Origin of the sequence: Tahibacter sp., assembly GCF_035481375.1 — a bacterium.
In the GTDB taxonomy this organism is placed as follows: domain Bacteria; phylum Pseudomonadota; class Gammaproteobacteria; order Xanthomonadales; family Rhodanobacteraceae; genus Tahibacter.
Map to the genome: position 1 here is coordinate 1 of NZ_DATIGT010000043.1, position 17,663 is coordinate 17,663.

15 protein-coding genes, 1 pseudogene and 2 riboswitches are annotated in these 17,663 nt (G+C 69.1%); of the genes and pseudogenes, 9 read left to right on the forward strand and 7 right to left on the reverse strand.

Annotated features, from left to right (window positions below):
- From nirK to VLF18_RS03030, 4 genes are all read left to right on the forward strand, one after another.
- On the forward strand, nucleotides 1-1,456 hold a 1,456-nt coding region (gene nirK / locus VLF18_RS03015), incomplete at its 5' end, for a copper-containing nitrite reductase (protein ID WP_325278142.1).
- 1 nt (nucleotide 1,457) lies between these two features.
- Entirely contained in the window at nucleotides 1,458-2,243 is a 786-nt protein-coding gene (locus tag VLF18_RS03020) for a formylglycine-generating enzyme family protein (RefSeq protein WP_325278143.1), read from the forward strand.
- Nucleotides 2,240-2,833, forward strand: coding sequence for an SCO family protein (locus tag VLF18_RS03025; protein ID WP_325278144.1), 594 nt, complete (start codon nucleotides 2,240-2,242; stop codon nucleotides 2,831-2,833). The genes VLF18_RS03020 and VLF18_RS03025 overlap by 4 nt, the downstream gene beginning before the upstream one ends.
- Before the next feature lie 578 nt (nucleotides 2,834-3,411).
- Nucleotides 3,412-5,439 carry a hypothetical protein gene (locus tag VLF18_RS03030; RefSeq protein ID WP_325278145.1) on the forward strand — a complete coding sequence of 676 codons (2,028 nt, stop codon included), beginning with the start codon at nucleotides 3,412-3,414 and terminating at the stop codon, nucleotides 5,437-5,439.
- 102 nt (nucleotides 5,440-5,541) lie between these two features.
- On the opposite strand, the gene VLF18_RS03035 is transcribed toward VLF18_RS03030, so the two are convergent.
- Nucleotides 5,542-6,519, reverse strand: a complete 978-nt coding sequence (locus VLF18_RS03035; RefSeq protein WP_325278146.1) for an asparaginase — start codon at nucleotides 6,517-6,519, stop codon at nucleotides 5,542-5,544.
- A gap of 374 nt (nucleotides 6,520-6,893) precedes the next feature.
- On the opposite strand from VLF18_RS03035, the gene VLF18_RS03040 reads away from it, so the two are divergent.
- Nucleotides 6,894-7,274, forward strand: a complete 381-nt coding sequence (locus tag VLF18_RS03040) for a hypothetical protein (RefSeq protein ID WP_325278147.1) — start codon at nucleotides 6,894-6,896, stop codon at nucleotides 7,272-7,274.
- Between the two features lie 183 nt (nucleotides 7,275-7,457).
- Here VLF18_RS03040 and VLF18_RS03045 read toward each other — a convergent pair whose 3' ends face one another.
- From VLF18_RS03045 to metE, 4 genes are all read right to left on the reverse strand, one after another.
- Nucleotides 7,458-7,802, reverse strand: coding sequence for a DUF3703 domain-containing protein (locus tag VLF18_RS03045; RefSeq protein WP_325278148.1), 345 nt, complete (start codon nucleotides 7,800-7,802; stop codon nucleotides 7,458-7,460).
- The gene (locus VLF18_RS03050; protein WP_325278156.1) at nucleotides 7,799-10,072 is read right to left on the reverse strand and encodes a heavy metal translocating P-type ATPase; all 2,274 of its coding nucleotides are present in this window, start codon (nucleotides 10,070-10,072) and stop codon (nucleotides 7,799-7,801) included. Before VLF18_RS03050 ends, VLF18_RS03045 begins: the two co-directional genes overlap by 4 nt.
- An 80-nt stretch (nucleotides 10,073-10,152) precedes the next feature.
- Complete coding sequence (locus tag VLF18_RS03055; RefSeq protein WP_325278149.1) at nucleotides 10,153-10,554, reverse strand: heavy metal-responsive transcriptional regulator; 402 nt, start codon at nucleotides 10,552-10,554, stop codon at nucleotides 10,153-10,155.
- Nucleotides 10,555-10,748: 194 nt separating this feature from the next.
- The gene (metE, locus tag VLF18_RS03060) at nucleotides 10,749-13,028 is read right to left on the reverse strand and encodes a 5-methyltetrahydropteroyltriglutamate--homocysteine S-methyltransferase (RefSeq protein ID WP_325278150.1); all 2,280 of its coding nucleotides are present in this window, start codon (nucleotides 13,026-13,028) and stop codon (nucleotides 10,749-10,751) included.
- Between the two features lie 173 nt (nucleotides 13,029-13,201).
- Nucleotides 13,202-13,431, reverse strand: a riboswitch (cobalamin riboswitch).
- 102 nt (nucleotides 13,432-13,533) lie between these two features.
- Nucleotides 13,534-13,702: riboswitch (yybP-ykoY riboswitch) on the forward strand.
- 15 nt (nucleotides 13,703-13,717) lie between these two features.
- Here metE and VLF18_RS03065 point away from each other — a divergent pair.
- Entirely contained in the window at nucleotides 13,718-14,287 is a 570-nt protein-coding gene (locus VLF18_RS03065; protein WP_325278151.1) for a TMEM165/GDT1 family protein, read from the forward strand.
- Nucleotides 14,288-14,293: 6 nt separating this feature from the next.
- Here the strand turns inward: VLF18_RS03065 and VLF18_RS03070 are convergent, their stop codons facing one another.
- Complete coding sequence (locus tag VLF18_RS03070) at nucleotides 14,294-15,208, reverse strand: M23 family metallopeptidase (RefSeq protein WP_325278152.1); 915 nt, start codon at nucleotides 15,206-15,208, stop codon at nucleotides 14,294-14,296.
- Between the two features lie 31 nt (nucleotides 15,209-15,239).
- The gene (locus VLF18_RS03075; protein WP_325278153.1) at nucleotides 15,240-15,917 is read right to left on the reverse strand and encodes a hypothetical protein; all 678 of its coding nucleotides are present in this window, start codon (nucleotides 15,915-15,917) and stop codon (nucleotides 15,240-15,242) included.
- Nucleotides 15,918-16,312: 395 nt separating this feature from the next.
- Between VLF18_RS03075 and VLF18_RS03080 the strand changes: the two genes are divergently transcribed.
- The 3 genes and pseudogenes from VLF18_RS03080 to VLF18_RS03090 form a co-directional block, all read left to right on the forward strand.
- Complete coding sequence (locus VLF18_RS03080) at nucleotides 16,313-16,714, forward strand: hypothetical protein (protein WP_325278154.1); 402 nt, start codon at nucleotides 16,313-16,315, stop codon at nucleotides 16,712-16,714.
- Nucleotides 16,715-16,805: 91 nt separating this feature from the next.
- On the forward strand, nucleotides 16,806-17,120 hold the full coding sequence (locus VLF18_RS03085; protein WP_325278155.1) for a hypothetical protein: 315 nt from the start codon (nucleotides 16,806-16,808) through the stop codon (nucleotides 17,118-17,120).
- A gap of 130 nt (nucleotides 17,121-17,250) precedes the next feature.
- Nucleotides 17,251-17,663 (forward strand): annotated as a pseudogene (locus tag VLF18_RS03090) (hypothetical protein); the annotation flags it as partial.

The following is a 17,663-nucleotide window of genomic DNA, read 5'->3' on the forward strand; positions in this document are numbered from 1 at the left end:
GTCGGGCTGTCATACCAATACGTCTCTCGCGGCGAACGACAAGGCGGCCGCCGAGACCGGCGGCTCGGCCAAAGGCGATTTCGGTCCGCCGCAGGGCGCGCCGATCCGCGCGGTCCTAACGAGTCCTCCCGACGTGCCGCCGCCGACGAATCGCAGCGCGCCGGCCAAGGTCATCGTCGATCTCGAAGTCCTCGAAGTGGAGAAAGAGATTTCCGAGGGCGTGAAGTACACGTTCTGGACTTTCGGCGGCACCGTACCCGGGAGCTTCATCCGCATACGCCAGGGCGACACGGTCGAGTTCCATCTGAAGAATGCACCCGACAGCAAGATGCCGCACAACATCGACCTGCACGGCGTGACCGGCCCCGGGGGCGGCGCCGCGTCGAGCTTCACCGCGCCGGGCCACGAATCGCAGTTCACGTTCAAGGCGCTGAACCAGGGCCTCTACGTCTACCACTGCGCGACCGCGCCGGTCGGCATGCACGTCGCGAACGGCATGTACGGCCTGATCCTCGTCGAGCCGCCCGAGGGGATGCCGAAGGTCGATCACGAGTTCTACGTGATGCAGGGCGATTTCTATACGACGACGAAGTATCGCGAGAAAGGTCTCGCGCCGTTCGACATGGAAAAAGCCATCGACGAAAAACCGACCTACGTCCTGTTCAACGGCAGCGAAGGCGCGCTCGTCGGCGACAAGGCGATGAAGGTCAGGACCGGCGAGACCGTGCGGCTCTACGTCGGCAACGGCGGCCCGAATCTCGTGTCGAGCTTTCACGTGATCGGCGAGATCTTCGACAAGGTCTGGTTCGAGGGCGGCACGCGGTTCCAGGAAAACGTGCAGACCACGCTGATCCCCGCCGGCGGTTCGATGATCGCGGACTTCCACATGGAAGTGCCGGGCACGTATGTCCTCGTCGATCATTCGATCTTCCGCGCGTTCAACAAGGGCGCGATCGGCATGATCAAGGCCGACGGTCCCGAAGTGAAGGCGATCTACTCGGGCAAGGAAGTCGACTCGGTCTATCTCGGCGATCGCGCCGGACCGAACCTCGCGGCCGTCTCGACGGCGAGCCAGGCGGCCGCCAGCGGCACGCTGACGCGCGATGACCAGGTCAAGGCCGGCCGGCAGCTGTTCGAAGGCACCTGCTCGGTCTGCCACCAGAGCGACGGCCGCGGCCTCGACGGCGTGTTCCCGCCGCTCGCGAAATCGGACTGGCTCAACGCCGATCCGAAACGCGCGGTCGACGTCGTGCTGCATGGCCTCAGCGGCAAGATCACCGTGAACGGCACGCCGTACGACTCGGTCATGCCGCCGATGACGCAGCTCGACGACGCCGGCGTCGCGAACATCCTGACCTATGTGCTCAACAGCTGGGACAACGCCGGCGGCACGATTTCCGCGGCCGACGTCGCCGCGGCGCGCAAGAACGGCAAGCCCGCTGCACAGGAGCACTGAGATGCGCGGCCTGCATGTGGCCGCCGCTGCGGCACTGCTGCTCGCGACGGCCGCGCCGCCGGCCGCAGACTACCGGCCTGTCGCCGGCGGCACGCTGGTCAGCGTGCTTCCGCCCGACGGCAAGTCGGCCGCCGCACAGGTCGCACCGTTCCGCCTGCGCGCGACGCCGGTCACGAACGCCGAGTTCCTGGCGTTCGCGTCGCGGCATGCGCAGTGGCGCAAAGACAGCGTTGTTCCTTTGTTCGCCGATCGCGAGTACCTGTCGCACTGGGCCGGACCGGCGACGCTGGGGCCCGCCGCCGGCACCGACCAGCCGGCGACGCGCGTGAGCTGGTTCGCCGCGCGCGCCTACTGCGAGAGCGAAGACGCGCGCCTGCCGACCTGGCACGAATGGGAATTCGCGGCAGCCGCCGACGAGACGCGGACCGACGCGCGCGGCGATCCGCGCTGGCGCGAACGCATTCTCGGCTGGTACGCAGTTCCTTCGGGCAGCGCGATCGCCGACGTCGGCGGCACCGCGCCGAATGTCTGGGGCGTGCACGACCTGCACGGCCTGATCTGGGAATGGATAGACGACCACGGCGCACTGATGGTGGCCGGCGACAACCGCGAGCAGGGCGACCCCGACCTGTTCGCGTTCTGCGGCGCCGGCGCGGCGAGCCTCAAGGACCGCGAGAACTACGCGGTGCTCATGCGCATCGCGATGCTGAGCTCCCTGCGCGCGGCGGACACGACGCGCCGGCTCGGCTTCCGCTGCGCCAAGGACGGACTCGGAGAAACACGATGAAGATTTTCGATTGGATGGCGTTTTGCGTCTTCGCACTGGCAGCAGCGGCGCCGGCCGCGGCAACCGAACCCGCGGCCGCCCTGCCCGGCGATTCGCTGTATCAGCTCGACCTGCCGCTGACCGACCAGACCGGCCGCACGTTCGCCCTGCGCGAGCTGCGCGGGCGGCCGCAGCTCGTCGCGCTGTTCTACACCTCGTGCGGCTACGTCTGCCCGCTGATCATCGACACGGCGAAGGCGACCGAGCGCGCGCTTCCGGCCGCGTCGCTGTATCGCCTCGACGTGCTGCTCGTCAGCATCGATCCGGCGCGCGACGACGTCGCCGCGCTCGCCGCGGTCGCGAAACGCCGCGGACTCGACGCCGCCCGCTGGCGCCTCGTGCGCACTGACGCCGAGCACGTGCGCGAACTCGCCGCAGCGCTCGGCGTGCAGTACCGCCAGCTCAGCGACGGCGAGTTCAATCACGCCAGCGTGCTCACGGCGCTCGATGCGGAAGGCCGCATCGTGAAGCAGTCGCGCAGGCTCGGCGAGGCCGATCCCGATCTCGCGGCCGCATTGAGCGGGCTCGTGAAATCGGCCCCGTCTCCGTAGGCGCAACAACCGAAGGGCGTTGCGCCGAAGAAACAAAGCGAAGGTGACGAAGTTTCCTCCCGCGTGCCGAAGCAAGACGCTTCGGCTGCGTCACGGCGTGATGCGAGGCGACCGACTTCGGGCGGCTACGGCGCAATGCCCTTCGGTTGTTGCGTCCTACGTTCCTGAAGAATGCGAGTTCCTGCACGGTCCAGGCGCGCCCTTCGTCGCCCCCCATCGCTTCCAGCGGTGCCGCACCGCTGAAGTACAGGCGGCGCGACGCGTTCGTCAGATGCTCGAAGCAGTGCGCCAAGTCGGCAGCGCATTGCAGCCGGCGCTGCCGGTGCGACGAGATAGCTGCCGGCCAGCGCGGGCGAACCGGTCAGGTCGGCGCTCGTGGTACCGGTCGCGTGACAGGCCCTCCGGCAATAGCCCGCTTCACGCGCGATGACCCGCCCGGGACGCGCCATTCCAGCCCGCTTTGTTCCCGATACGTTCCCAGCTTTGCCCACCTCCGCCGCCTAGGCTTTCGAACGCTCGTTCGAACCGCGTCGCCGCCCGTGCCGCGACGCTCACGCTCACTCCGGAGGAACCATTCGATGCGCCCCACCCGAATCTTTGCCTGCCTCGTCGGCCTCGGTCTCGCGACCGCGCTGCCGGCTGCCATCGCCGCGACCGCGCCTTGTGCGGAACCCGCGAAGGTCGACCCCCGCGGCAACGTCGTGCTGCCGGCCGGCGCGACCGACGTCGAAGGCCCGGTCGACGTCGACGAGGAAGTCGGCACCCTGTCGTCGGTATACCCCAACCTCGACACGTCGACGACGGCGATGTATCCGCTGCCCTGCGAACCGTCGATCGGCGGCACGTTGCCGCCCGAGGCGGAGGAACCGGAGTCCGACGAAGACCAGCACACCGACGATCAGGTCGACGCGTTCGAGAAGGACGGCCTCCTCGACCTCATCAACCAGCAGACGCCGCTCTCTCTGCCGGCGCTGCCGGCGTTCGAGAAAGCGCCGGTCTGCTACTACAAGAACAGCGTCGTGCCGTGCAGCAGTCCGTACCTGCTCAACGACAGCCAGCCGTTCGCCGGCCGCGACATCATCCTGATCCAGGGCTTCTCGCTCGGCACGCTGCTCGACAACGCGTCGGGCAATCTCGGCGCGCACATGAAATGGCCGCAGGACCAGGCCGCCTTCGAGCCCGGCGGCTATTTCTACCAGCGCGCCTGGGACTACTGGACGCCGCACGTGCGCGAGCATCTCTGGGACATGACCGCGCCGACCAATCCGACGGCCGGCTACCAGTGGCCGCCGAACCAGGGCAGCCCGAGCTACGTGCCGAAGTACAACCGCCTGCTCGTCGTGGCGTGGAACACCGCGCAGCGTCTCGAAGTCGCGCAGCACGCGTTTCTCACCCAGACCATCCGCGCGATGAACACCGGCCACAACGTGCAGACGCCGCCCAACTATCCGCCGCCCAGCGTGATCAAGATGCCGTTCTGCGCGAACGGCTGCATCATCGTCAGTCACTCCACCGGCGGACTCATCGCCAATACCGCGCTCGGCAAGCTGCAGGACGGCCAGTACGGCACCCCGCATCGCCCGCTGGTCAAGCGCTTCCGCGGCCACATCGCGTTCGCCTCGGCACTCGGCGGCAGCCGTCTCGCGCCGGCCGCGATCGGCGCGTCGGCCATCATGAATCCGTCCGATCCGATCTGCGGCATCATTTCGGCCTGGGGCGGCAGCACGGGACTCTGCGGCTGGGGCCAGCAGCGCGCGCTCGACAGCGTGCTCGCCGACCTGACGCCGGCCTATGCGCATCAGCGCTGGGTGCCGGTCATGAACATGTCGCCCGTGTCGACCGTCACCGTGTCGGGCGCACACACCACGGGCAACTACGGCATCCTCAACAACGCGATCAATACCAAATTGCTGCATCCGGGCAACGACGACGGCGTCGTCACGATGAACTCGTCCTGCGGCAATCCGCAGATCGTCGAACCGTACGTGATGCCGCCGAGCGGTTTCACCGTGACGGGCCTGGTCAAGGCCTTCGACATGGGCGTTCCACTCACGCGCGCGATCGGCATATTCCACGACCAGCGCCGCATCAAGGCCGCCCCGCCGGCCTCGCGCTACATGGCGGCGATGTGCTCGCCGTGGCTCAGTCCCAGCGGCATGGTCATGCCGGTGGAAATCAGTTTCCTCGGCACAGGTCTCAGCGCGCAGCAACGCCTCAACAACACCTACTCGTTCATCCAGGGCGCGATCGACCATTCCTATCTCGGCGGCACCGACGACGACAATCCGTTCCCGTCGACCAACGGCGGCAGCGCGATGATCCCGCGCCGATACCTCGACACGCTCTGGGGCAGCGCCGTGCGCGAGGAAAGCAGCGCGATCACGGACGGTCATATCTATGACGTCGGTACCGACGGCGTGCGTACCGTGCATCCGTCGTTCATCACGCAGATGAAGGAGTATCAGCGCGGCCGCAAGATCTCGTTCAAGCTGTTCGGTATCAAGTTCACCTGGTGGATCTGGCGCCGCACCTATCACCTGCTGAATCGCTGGGAAGACAAGGCAGCCACGCATTTCGCGTATGAGTATGCCTATCGACGGAACTGAGGGCTGAAGCAAAGCGACGCCGACGGGAAGCTCTCCCCTTCACGGGCGAAGCGAAGCAAACCCATCCCCATCCATACCCTCCCCTTCAAGGGGAGGGTTTTTTCAATGGCGATCGAACAGCTGCTGCAGCCGTTGCGGCGAATCGCCGCGCGCGAGGCCGAGCATCAGCAGGATGCGCGCCTGCAGCGGCGTGAGGTTGTCGGCGCTGATGAAGCCGTGCGCGTCGTCGTCGATTTCGCCGTTGCGCACGGTCGTACCGTTGGAGACGCGGCTCGCGCGCACGATGCACACGCCGCGCGCGGCGGCGGCGGCGAGCGCGGCGCACCAGTCTTCGCGGAGGTTGCCGTTGCCGACGCCGGCGAACACGAGGCCGTCGGCATCGGCCGCGGCCGCCTCGATGAGCCGCGGCGACAGGTCGACGAACGCCGTGAGCACGGGCACGCGCGGCCAATGCCGCGGGACCGCGAAGCCGCCGCGCGCGCGCGTCGGACGCTGATACAGGAACACGTCGCGGTCCTTGACGAGACCGAGCCGGCCGTACTGGTCGGCGCTGAACGCGCCGGGCACGCTGTCGCGCTTCTGCAGTCCGCGCGCGCCGAGCAGCACGTCGCCGAAGATCACGAGCGTGCCGAGGCCGCGGCAGTCCGGATGCGCCGCGGCGCTGATCGCGTGATAGATGTTCATCGGCCCGTCCGCACCGAGCGCGGTAGCCGGCCGCATCGCGCCGGTCAGCACGACGGGCTTGTCGCTGGCCATCGTCAGGTGCAGGAAATACGCGGTCTCTTCGAGCGTGTCGGTGCCGTGCAGCACGACCGCGCCGTCGATGTCCTCGCGCGCGAGCAGCGCCGCGAGACGGTCGCCGAGCGCCTGCCAGTGGGCCAGCTCCATTGCCGCGCTGTCGATCGCGAAGAGCTGTTCCGGAACGACCTCGGCGAGCGTGGACAGCCCCGACACCGATGCGAGCAGCGCTTCGACGCCGAGCGCTCCGGCACGGTAGCCGAGCTGCTGCGTCGAGCTGCCGGCCGTGCCGGCGACCGTGCCGCCGGTCGCCACGAGCGCGATGCGCGGAAGCCGGCTCATCGCGTGCCTCCGCCCGCCGGCGCCATCGGGATCCTGCATCGTGCGTCGAACTGCTGCTGTGCCATGGCCCGCTGAAGCATCCGTCGATCGGGAAGGCGCGGAGTATCGCTGATTTGCTCGACGGCGCGAGTGGCGGAGAAACGAGTGTGGAGGAGTGAGAAAAGAGCGAAGGCCTACGCTCAAGCGCCGCAGCACGACGTGCCTGGCACCCTCGCAATTCAGTCGTTTCTCACGCCCCGTCACTCACCACTCGCCCCGTCCCGCATATGGCAATCGGTACTAACCCCGTCGCCCGCGCGCGCCGTTCCATCCGCGCGGCGCGTCGCCGGCGCGTCGTCGATCCCTACCCGGAAAACCCAGCCAGGAAAACTGACATGACGCTGCGCTCCCTGCTCTGCGTGTCGCTGCTCGCCCTTACTTCGGTCGCCTCCGCGTTGCCGCAGCCGGGCAACCAACCGGCACGCGCGAACCGGCCGCCGACGACCTATCCGCTCGTGGTGTCGTTCATCAGCCACGGCGCCGGCACGTCGCCGGCCGCGATCGCGCAGTTCAACGTGATCGTCGCGGAGTTCGAAGCGGCCTGGGGCCCGCTCGAACGCACGGTCGCTCCCTGGGGCCGCGAAGGCGAATACGACGTCTGCTTCACGCTCACGGGACTGTGGCCCTCGGCGCGCGAGGAGATCGTCACGCAGTTGCTCGCTCTCGATGCCGAGCCGATGACCGAGGCCGCCGAGAACGCCCGCTGCGGGTGGTAGCCAACAACGCAGGTTGGCGCTGAGCCGCAGGCGAACCCCGACATCGCGGCCGCCCCGCTGCGAAGAGCCCGTGCATGAGGAACACGCCGTCGTTTCGACGGTACCGCGCGCCGGCTCCTGCCCGAGGGCGTTCGGCGCAGGCGACTACCTCGATGTTGGTGTTCGCCTGCGGCTCACCCCAACCTACGGTTTCTTGTTCAGCGCCTCGCGCAGATCCTCGGGCACGGGCATCGGTCGGAACGCGCTGACATCGGCGCCGCCGGTATTGCCTTCGGGCACCCAGAGCCGCGAGAACAACACGGCGGCGACGATGCGCGCGAACTGGCCGGCGATTTCGCGCACGTCGCGACGGCGCCAGCCGATGCGCAGCAGACCGGCGTGGCTGCGCACGTGCAGGCCGGTGCGGCGCTGGCCGAGTATGTGCGCGCGCTCCAGGCGCCGGAACGCGGCGTCGAGATCGCCGGCCGCGCAGGCGGCCATGGCAGCGTCCCATTCCGCGCGAAACGCGATCGCCATCGGGTCGTTCATGCGGCGGTCTCCGCGAGCTTCACGCGCGACAGGCGCAGCGCGTTGGCGACGACCGACACCGAACTCAGGCTCATCGCGAGCGCGGCGAGCATGGGATCGAGCAGCCAGCCGGTCAGCGGATACAGCAGGCCGGCCGCGACCGGCACGCCGAGCGCGTTGTACAGAAACGCGAATAGTAGATTCTGCTTCATGTTGCGCACGGTCGCGACCGAGACCGCGCGCGCGGTGACGATGCGGCGCAGGTCGCCCTTGACGAGCGTCACCGCAGCGCTCGCGAGCGCGACATCGGTGCCGCTGCCCATCGCGATGCCGACATCGGCCGCGGCCAGCGCGGGCGCGTCGTTGACGCCGTCGCCGGCCATCGCGACGCGGCGTCCCTGCGCCTGCAGCTGCCGGACCAGAGCGAGCTTGTCCTGCGGCTGCAGGCCGCCGTGCACGTCGGCGATGTCGAGCTGCGCGGCGACGGCGCGCACGGTCGCGGGCGCGTCGCCGGACGCCACGACGATCGCGAGTCCGGCTTCGCGCAGCGCGCGCAAGGCTGCGGCCGTGCCCGGCTTCACCGGGTCGGCCACGGCGATCAGGCCCGCCGCGCGACCGTCCATCGCCGCGAACAGCACGCTCGCGCCGGATGCGCGCAGCCGCTCGGCAATGCCGGAAAGCGCGGCGAGGTCCACGGCCAGCGACTGCATCAGCGCCGCGTTGCCGAGCGCGAGACGCACACCGTCGACCTCGCCGGCGATGCCCTGCCCCGCGATCGAGTCGAAGGTCGTCACCGTCGACAGCGCGAGGCCGCGTTCGCGCGCCGCAGCGATGATCGCGATGCCGAGCGGATGTTCGCTGGCCTGCTCGAGGCTCGCCGAGCGGCGCAGCAGATCGTCGTCCGACATGCCGGGCGCCGCGACGATCTCGTGCAGTACCGGCCGGCCTTCGGTCAGCGTGCCGGTCTTGTCGAGGATCACCGTGTCGACCTCGCGCAGCCGCTCCAGCGCCTCGGCATCGCGGAACAGCACGCCGGCGCGCGCGGCGCGGCCGGTCGCGACCATGATCGACATCGGTGTCGCAAGGCCGAGCGCGCAGGGGCACGCGATGATCAGCACCGAGACGGCGTTGACGATCGCGTGGGTCCAGGCCGGGTCGGGACCGAGCAGTCCCCAGCCCAGCAAAGTCAGCAGCGCGACCGCGAGCACGCCGACGACGAACACGCCGGCGACGCGATCGGCCAGCCGCTGCATCGGCGCGCGCGAACGCTGCGCGTCGGCGACGAGCTTCACGATCTGCGCGAGCAGTCCGGCCGCGCCGACCTGGGTCGCGCGCACGACGAGGCTGCCGCTGCCGTTCATCGATGCGCCGATCACACGCTGTCCCGGCGCCTTCTCGACCGGCAGCGATTCGCCGGTCAGCAGCGATTCGTCGACGGCGGAACGTCCGTCCAGCACCTCGCCGTCGACCGGGATCTTCTCGCCGGGCCGCACGCGCAGGCGGTCGCCGGGCGCTACCTCGGCCAGCGGCACGTCTTCCTCGCCGCCGTCCTCGCGCAGCCGTCGCGCGGTCTTCGGCGCGAGGCCGAGCAGCGCGCGGATCGCCGCGGACGTGGCCGAACGCGCGTGCAGTTCGAGCACCTGCCCCAGCAGGGTCAGCGACACGATGACCGCGGCGGCTTCGAAGTAGACGCCGACGCGGCCGTGCATGCGGAACGCGTCCGGGAACAGTCCCGGCACGAGTGTGGCAACGACGCTGTAGCCGAACGCCGCGGCGACGCCGATCCCGATCAGCGTCCACATGTTCAGATGGCGATTGCGCAGCGACTGCACGCCGCGCGCGAGCAGCGGCAGGCCGGCCCAGAGCACGACCGGCGCGCTCAGCACGAGCTCGATCGCATTGCGCATCGCGTGCGGCAGCGCGAACAGCCGGTCGCCGGACATCGCCAGCACGAATACCGCGATCGTCAGCGGCAGCGTCCGCAGGAAACGGCGGCGGAAATCGACCAGTTCTTCGGATGCTTCGCCGGCGTCGGCCTGCGGCATCACCGGTTCCAGCGCCATGCCGCAGAGCGGGCAGATGCCCGGCCCCGGCCGCACGATTTCAGGGTGCATGGGACAGGTATACATTGCGCCATCGACCGGAGCCGTCCCGACCGCCGCCGTCTCGGCCGCGGGCGACAGAAAACGCGCGGGATCGGCGACGAAGCGTTCGCGGCAGCGCGCCGAGCAGAAGCGGTGATCGACGCCGTCATGCCGCGCGTGGTGCGGGGAATCCGGCGCGACCGTCATGCCGCAGACCGGATCGCGTAGCGCGGAACCCGCAGCGTGCGCGTGCGCGGCGCCGCCGTGACAGCAGGAATGCGGCGCGTTCACGACGCATCTCCGGTCAATGCATTGAGTATCGGGCAGGCCTCGGCGCGGCCGTGCCCCGGACAGGCGGCGATCAACGCCCGCAGGCCGGCGCGTATGCGTTCGAGTTCGGCGATGCGCTGTTCGATGTCGGCGAGCTTGCCCTGCGCGGTGCGGCGGACCTCGGCGATGTCGGCCTGCTCGCTCAGTGCGAGCAGGCCGCGGATATCCTCGAGCGAAAAGCCGAGCGCCTTGGCGCGCCGTATGAAGGTCAGGCGCTTGAGGCCGGTGTCGTCGTAGCGGCGATAGCCGGCGGCCGAACGCTCGGCCGGCGCCAGCAGGCCGTCGCGTTCGTAGTAGCGGATCGTGTCGATCGCGACGCCCGCGCGCTGCGCGAGGTCGCCGATGCTGTATCGGGTCATGGCGGGTCTCCTGGCGCGAGTGTGGACCCTGGACCCGGGTCCAGAGTCAAGCCCTGACGACGGGAATGGGGCATCGGGAACGGGAAATCGTCGCAGCAAGAGCAAAAGCCCGGGTCCCCGCCGCCTTGCGAAAGGCTTTCCCGCGGCGCCTTTTGCGATTCCCCATTCCCTACTCCCCATTCCCCGCCCGGCGGCTACGCCGCCTCGCGCAACACGCGCGCCGCCGCGACCATCGCTTCCAGCGCGCGCCGCGTCTCGGGCCAGCCGCGGGTCTTCAGGCCGCAGTCCGGATTGATCCAGAGCCGCTCGCGCGGCAGCACGGCGACGGCCTTGTGCAGCAGCGCGAGCATTTCCGCCGTGTCGGGGATGCGCGGCGAATGGATGTCGTAGACGCCGGGGCCGATGTCGTTCGGATACGCGAAGCGCACGAACGCATCGAGCAGTTCCATGCGCGAACGCGAGGTCTCGATCGAGATCACGTCGGCGTCCATCGCGGCGATCGCCGGCATGATGTCGTTGAACTCCGAGTAGCACATGTGGGTGTGGATCTGCGTCGTGTCGGCCACGCCCGACGTGGTCAGCCGGAAACAGTCCACGGCCCAGTCGAGATAGTGCTGCCAGTCGCGGCGGCGCAGCGGCAGTCCTTCGCGCAGCGCCGGTTCGTCGATCTGGATCACGCGGATGCCGGCGGCTTGGAGATCGTTGACCTCCTCGCGCAGTGCGAGCGCGATCTGCCGGCACGTCGTCGCGCGCGGCTGGTCGTCGCGCACGAACGACCACTGCAGCACCGTCACGGGGCCGGTCAGCATGCCTTTCATCGGCCGCTCGGTCAGCGACTGCGCGTAGTGCGACCAGCGCACCGTCATCGGCGCGGGACGTTGCACATCGCCGTAGATGATCGGCGGCTTCACGCAGCGCGAGCCGTAGCTCTGCACCCAGCCGTGGCGCGAGAACGCGAAGCCCGCGAGCTGTTCGCCGAAATATTCGACCATGTCGTTGCGCTCGAACTCGCCGTGCACGAGCACGTCGAGGCCGAGGTCTTCCTGCAGGCGCACGCAGGTCTCGGTCTGCGCGGCCAGGAACGCATCGTAGTCGGCGTCCGACAGTTTCCCGGCGCGGTGCCGCGCGCGCGCGTCGCGTATTTCGGCGGTCTGCGGGAACGAGCCGATCGTCGTGGTCGGAAACGCGGGCAGCTGCAGCAGCCGCTGCTGCACGATGCGGCGCTGTGCATGCGGCGTGGCGCGGCGCGGCGGCAGCGAATCGGCGGCGTCCAGCGCCGCGGCGACGTCGGCGCGCTTCACGAGCGGCGACAGCGCGCGCCGCGCGCGCGCGGTGCGCGCCTGGATCAGCGCAGCCTCCGCCGATGGATCGCCGGCAAGCGCGTCGGCGACGATGCGCAGTTCCTGCACCTTCTGCGCCGCGAAGGCGAGCCACGCGGCGATGTGCGGCGACATCGCGGTTTCGAGCGCGGCGTCGATCGGCACGTGCAGCAGCGAACACGACGCGGCGAGCTGCAGGCGCGCGCTGCCGACACGCTGTTCCGCGCGGCGCGCGGCGGTCAGCGCCGCGTCGAGATCGCCGCGCCAGACATTGCGTCCGTCGACGAGACCGAGCGAGAGCACGCGCGACACGGGCAGCGTGTCGAGCACGTCGCCGAGCTGTTGCGGCGCGCGCACGAGATCGACGTGCAGGCCGTCGACGGGCAGCGACTGCGCAAGATCGAGGTTGTCGGCGAGCGCGCCGAAATATGTCGCGAGCATCAGCTTCGGTCGCTGCATGCCGTCGAACCTCGCGTACGCGCGGCGGTACGCATCGCGCGCGGCGGCATCGAGATCGAGCACGAGGCAGGGTTCGTCGATCTGCACCCAGTCCGCGCCGGCCGCCGCGAGCTGCGCGAGGAGTTCCGCGTAGACCGCGGCCAGCGCGTCGACGTGCGCGAGCCGGTCGCTGCCGTCGACGGATTTCGCGAGCAGCAGGAAACTGACGGGCCCCAGCAGTACCGGGCGCGCCGCGAAGCCTGCGGCGCGCGCGTCGAGAAACGCCGCGACGGGTTTGTCGCCGCGCAGCCGGAAGGTCTGCCCGGCCTCCAGTTCGGGCACGAGGTAGTGATAGTTCGTGTCGAACCACTTCGTCATCTCGAGCGCGGGCAGATCGATGCCGTCACGCTGCAGGCCGCGCGCGAGCGCGAAATAGCCCGCGGTCGCATCGCGGTCGGCCAGCGCGCGGTAGCGCGCGGGGATCGCGTCGACGAGCCAGGCCGCGTCGAGCACGTGGTCGTAGGCCGAGAAATCGTTGCACGGCACGACGTCCGCACCGGCGTCGCGCTGCAGTTGCCAGTGCCGCAGACGCAGCGCGCGCGCGGTCGCTGCGAGTTCGTCCGCATTGCTGTCGCCGCGCCAGTACGCTTCCAGCGCGAACTTCCATTCGCGGCGCGCGCCGATGCGCGGAAAACCCAGGTTCGTTACCAAAGCCATCGTCTTGTCCTCGATTCGTGGGAATGGAGGAACGAAGGAACCGCGCGCCGCCGGCGTCGCGGCCGACCTTCGCCCCCTCGGGCGAACCGGACTTCCGCGGGCGCGGCCGGACACCGCCGCTCAGCGCGCGACGGGTACCGGCCCTTCCCCTCGGAAGATCCAGGTCAGACGGGGATCGCTCCCCGGTCGCGGCAGGTCTTCGGGCTCGTGGACGCGGGACATCGCTGTCCCACCTACTGTTCGCCGCTTCCCGGCCCGCGAGGAGCCAGTGCCTGAGGCGAAGGTCGTTTCCACACACCGCTGCGGGGCAGCGCCGGATTTGGCCTTGGCCGTACCGGCTTCCCTTTTAATTCCATCTCTCAATCGCGATAGAGAGATGATAACCGCGACGGCGCGACGGTACGGGGACGACCGACCTGCGGTCAAGGGTGTATGCGAAGCACGCGAACGCGACCAAGGTCGCAGCCCGGCTCGCTTGCTTCATACCGGGACAGCCACTAGATTGCGCGCCGTCATTGGGGAGTAGCCGCCTCCGCACGGAGGTGCCGACGTCAACACACTTGGTCCACAGACCATGGCGTCGGCGGCAGTTTCTGCTCGGCGAGACCTTTGACTCTGCGATCCGCAGCCGGGCCGGCGATGGATGGCAGGGTCATTGGTTTCCGCTCGCCGGCCCCGGGATACGTCCAGTGGAAGCCTTGTTCGCGTCGTTCGCGATGGTCGCCGTCGCCGAGATCGGCGACAAAACGCAATTGCTCTCGTTCATCCTCGCGGCGCGCTTTCGCGGCCGCCACGGCGCCGTCATCGCCGGCATCTTCGCAGCAACCGTACTCAACCATCTGTTCGCCGCGCTCGTCGGCGGCTGGGTCGCGCATGCGCTCGGTCCGGATCTGCTGCGCTGGCTGCTCGCCCTCGCCTTCTTCGCGTTCGCCGCCTGGGCGCTGATTCCCGACACCCTCGAGGCGGAACCGAAGACGGGACGCTACGGCGCGTTCGGCACGACGCTCGTGCTGTTCTTCATTGCCGAGATGGGCGACAAGACCCAGCTCGCGACCGTCGCGCTCGGCGCGAAGTACGCGAGCCTGACGCTGGTCACGCTCGGTACGACGCTCGGCATGATGGCGGCGAACGTGCCCGCCGTGCTCGTCGGCGAGTCGCTCGCGCGGCGCTTTCCGCTCGCGGCCATGCGCTACGTCGCCGCGGCGCTGTTCGCGGTGTTCGGCCTCGCGATCCTGCTGCGGCTCGATCTGCGTATCTGAGTCGTGTCACTCGTCGTCGAGCGGCGCGTCGTTCTCGTCGGGCTCGCGCTGCTGCGCCTCATGGATCTTCTCGTCCGCTTCGCGTGCGCTGTCGGCCACGCTCGGCAACGCGTCGGGCGACGCGAGCAGCAATGCCGGATCGATGCGCTTGCCGAGCCAGCGCAGGCCCAGGTGCAGGTGCGGTCCGGTTGCACGGCCCGTGCCGCCGATCTTGCCGAGGTTCTGGCCGCGCTTGACCGCGTCGCCGGTTTTCACCGCGATCGAGCCGAGATGGAAATTCATGCTGACGAGACCGCCGCCGTGGTCGACGTAGACCGCGTTGCCGGTGAAGAAGTGATCGGCCGCGAGCACGACGCGGCCGTCGGCGACCGCACGCACGGCGTTGCCGTCGCCGACCGGATAGTCGCGCCCGCTGTGCAGGCTCTTGTGCTTGTGGTTGAACGTACGCAGGCTGCCGAAATCGTCCTCGCTGCGCGGCAGGCTCGCGGTCGGCTTGCCCAGCGGCAAGGTGAAGCGCGGCGCGTCGAGCGTGCCGCCCAGGATCTTCCGCACCTCGCCGGTCTCGCGCGCGGCGCGCGCGCGGTCCTCGCCCGACACGTCGATATAGCGCGCGAGTTCCGGCGGCAGCTCCATGTCCACTTCGGGAAACTTCGCATCTTCCACGATCAGCGTGCCGCGGTGCATTTTGCCGCCGGCTTCCCAGAGCGCGATCTCGTAGCGCCCGGGCTTCGCGCGGATGTCGACCGGGTAGTAGCAGGCTTTCGCGATCGCGGCGTAGCGCTTGCCGTAGACGCCGCAGTCGGCGGCATCGAGTCCGGCCCAGCGCGCGACGCCGCCCTGCGGCGCCGTGACGATGTTCGCCGCGAACGCCGGCGCGGCGGCGAGCAGCACTACGGCAGCGACGACAGTCTTCGGAATCATGGTCGGATCCTCGTCGGTGAAGTGACCGGCACTACCAAAGGCCGCGCGCGATCGCCTCGTCGGACGGTGCGGGCGCTTCCACATACTGCGGCTCGGGTTCGGGCTCGTGCTGCGGTTCGATGCGCTGCGGCCGCGGATCGAGCCACCAGCAGCCGTGGTCGCGTACGACGCGGAACCAGAGCTGATCGGATTCGGCCGCGCCGTTGCGCTGGCTGAGCGGCATCAGCACGAGTGCGGGCGCGTCGGTTTCGACCGGCTCGAACTCGGCCGCACGCCGCAACGACACGCCGACGGAACCGGCTTTCAGCAGCGACAGCAGCGAGCGCGCTTCATAACGCGCCGCACGCGCCGACACGCCGCGCCACAGCGCGTAGCCGGACAGCCGCACGCCGTTGCGCGTGCGCAATGCCGCCTCGACGTGCCGCTGCAGCAGTTCCGGCGAGCGGGCGCAGAAATCGCTGCCGCGCGCGGGCGCGGCGGCGACGGAGTAGTTCCGTGCCGACGGGCGCCGGCGCTCGACGCTGTCGACCCGTGCCGTGCCGGCCGGATTCGTGCACTGTTCGGCAAACATGGGCTCGCCCTGCTCACCGATGCAGCGGCGGATCGTCGCGGCCTCGCAATGACCGGCGAAGAACAGCAGTCCCAGCAACGGCAGCACGAGGCGTCCGAGCGGTCGCTGCGAAGAAGTCGTGATCCTCGGATGGTTCATGCCGTTGCATTCCTCGCGTCGCTCCGCCGCTCGTGGCAACGAAGCCCTTTCGCTCAGGCGCAAGCCCGATGCCACGCGACTGTCTCGCCGAATCAACGACTTGCAATCCAACACGCCGTGCACCCTGCCCGATGAGGCAATGCCCGTCGCGGCATCGCGCATGGCGGCTCAACCGGGATGGGCGGCCGCGATTGACCGCGGCACGACGATGGTCCGATGCTCGCGTCGGCGCTGCGACGCTCGGCGACCGACCGGCGTCTGCGCCAGCAGGGAACGCAGGACTGCTTCGACGTTCCCCCGGCGCCGTCATGCGCCGCTCAAAAAGCGCCGGAACGGCGGTTTTTGGAGATTTCCCGCAATGGGCGACCGCCCGCCATCGCACGAAGGTGATTCCGATGAAACGTTTCCTGATGATCGCCGCCCTGCTCTCCGTCGCCACGGCCGCGACCGCGGCGCGGCTGACGCCCGACGAACAGCTCGCCAAGGCCATCGAAGGCCGCGTTGCCGGCGAGCCGGTCAAATGCATACATCTGCGCGACATCCGCTCGACGCGCGTCATCGACAAGACGGCGATCGTCTACGACACGCTCGGCCCGACGATCTACGTCAACCGCCCGAAAGCCGGCGCCGCTTTCCTGCGCGACGACGCAATTCTCGTCACCGACACGCATTCGTCCGAACTCTGCAACATCGACATCGTCAAGCTCATGGATCCGGGCTCGCGAATGCTCAGCGGCTCGGTCGGCCTCGGCGATTTCGTGCCTTATACCAAGCCGAAAACGGACCGACGCGACTGACGCGTACGCGCGCCATCGGCACGGCGCGCGCTGCGCAACAGCGCTGCAACACATCGCGGCGACACTTCGGCGCCTGCCGAAGGAGCCCCGCATGAAACGCCTCGCCCTGTATCTCGTGCTGACCGCCTTTGCCGCCGACACCTTTGCCGACAGCGTGCTGCTCGGCCGCGAACTCGTCGACAAGGGCCACAGCGCCGAACAGATCCGCGCCGTCGCCGGCGAGCCCGCACAGCTAGACCGCATTCCCGGCGACGAGTTTTCGCCCGCGATGGAAATCTGGACCTATCGCGCCGACGGCAAGGTCGTGAATCTCTGGCTCGTCGACGGCAAGGTCGTCAAGGCCGCCGAAGAGCGCATGGCCGGCACGGTCGCCGGCAGCGGCAGTCGTTCGCCGCACGGCCGCTGACAACGTCAGCGACGGCGGCTTCGGCCTGTCCCGCCCGTCCACGCAGAGGTAATGCACAAAACAAACTCTCGCGATTGTTGTGGTCTGACGTCAGTATTCGCCGGGTATCGATGCCAGGGGAATGCCGTATATGTCCGCCGCGAATCCGTTCGACGCTCCCGATTTCTGGCGTCAGGCGCGTCAACTGTTTCATGCGCTGAGCACGTTGCCGGTCAGCCAGCACGCGGCACATCTGCGCGACGCCGCACCGTCGCCCGAAGTCTTCGCTGCCGTACAACGGCTGCTCGCACTGCGCAACGAACTGACCGGCTCAATCGGACTGCCCGAACCGGACGATGTCGCCAAGGCCTTAGGCGACGCCCTGGCTGACGGCGAAACCGAAACGGCGATCGCGGAATTCCGCCTCGAACGCCTGATCGGCGAAGGTGGCATGGGCCGCGTCTATCTCGCCACGCGCGAACTCGGCGACACCACGCAGCACGTCGCGCTGAAGATCGTGCCGCGCGCCGCCGACGGCCGGCGCCTCGTCGAACAACTGCGCCG

Coding starts and splice junctions, on each gene's coding strand:
- VLF18_RS03020 (WP_325278143.1), top strand. CDS start 1,458: ATGCGCGGCCTGCATGTGGCCGCCGCTGCGGCACTGCTGCTCGCGACG.
- VLF18_RS03025 (WP_325278144.1), top strand. CDS start 2,240: ATGAAGATTTTCGATTGGATGGCGTTTTGCGTCTTCGCACTGGCAGCA.
- VLF18_RS03030 (WP_325278145.1), top strand. CDS start 3,412: ATGCGCCCCACCCGAATCTTTGCCTGCCTCGTCGGCCTCGGTCTCGCG.
- VLF18_RS03035 (WP_325278146.1), bottom strand. CDS start 6,519: ATGAGCCGGCTTCCGCGCATCGCGCTCGTGGCGACCGGCGGCACGGTC.
- VLF18_RS03040 (WP_325278147.1), top strand. CDS start 6,894: ATGACGCTGCGCTCCCTGCTCTGCGTGTCGCTGCTCGCCCTTACTTCG.
- VLF18_RS03045 (WP_325278148.1), bottom strand. CDS start 7,802: ATGAACGACCCGATGGCGATCGCGTTTCGCGCGGAATGGGACGCTGCC.
- VLF18_RS03050 (WP_325278156.1), bottom strand. CDS start 10,072: ATGACGGTCGCGCCGGATTCCCCGCACCACGCGCGGCATGACGGCGTC.
- VLF18_RS03055 (WP_325278149.1), bottom strand. CDS start 10,554: ATGACCCGATACAGCATCGGCGACCTCGCGCAGCGCGCGGGCGTCGCG.
- metE (WP_325278150.1), bottom strand. CDS start 13,028: ATGGCTTTGGTAACGAACCTGGGTTTTCCGCGCATCGGCGCGCGCCGC.
- VLF18_RS03070 (WP_325278152.1), bottom strand. CDS start 15,208: ATGATTCCGAAGACTGTCGTCGCTGCCGTAGTGCTGCTCGCCGCCGCG.
- VLF18_RS03075 (WP_325278153.1), bottom strand. CDS start 15,917: ATGAACCATCCGAGGATCACGACTTCTTCGCAGCGACCGCTCGGACGC.
- VLF18_RS03080 (WP_325278154.1), top strand. CDS start 16,313: ATGAAACGTTTCCTGATGATCGCCGCCCTGCTCTCCGTCGCCACGGCC.
- VLF18_RS03085 (WP_325278155.1), top strand. CDS start 16,806: ATGAAACGCCTCGCCCTGTATCTCGTGCTGACCGCCTTTGCCGCCGAC.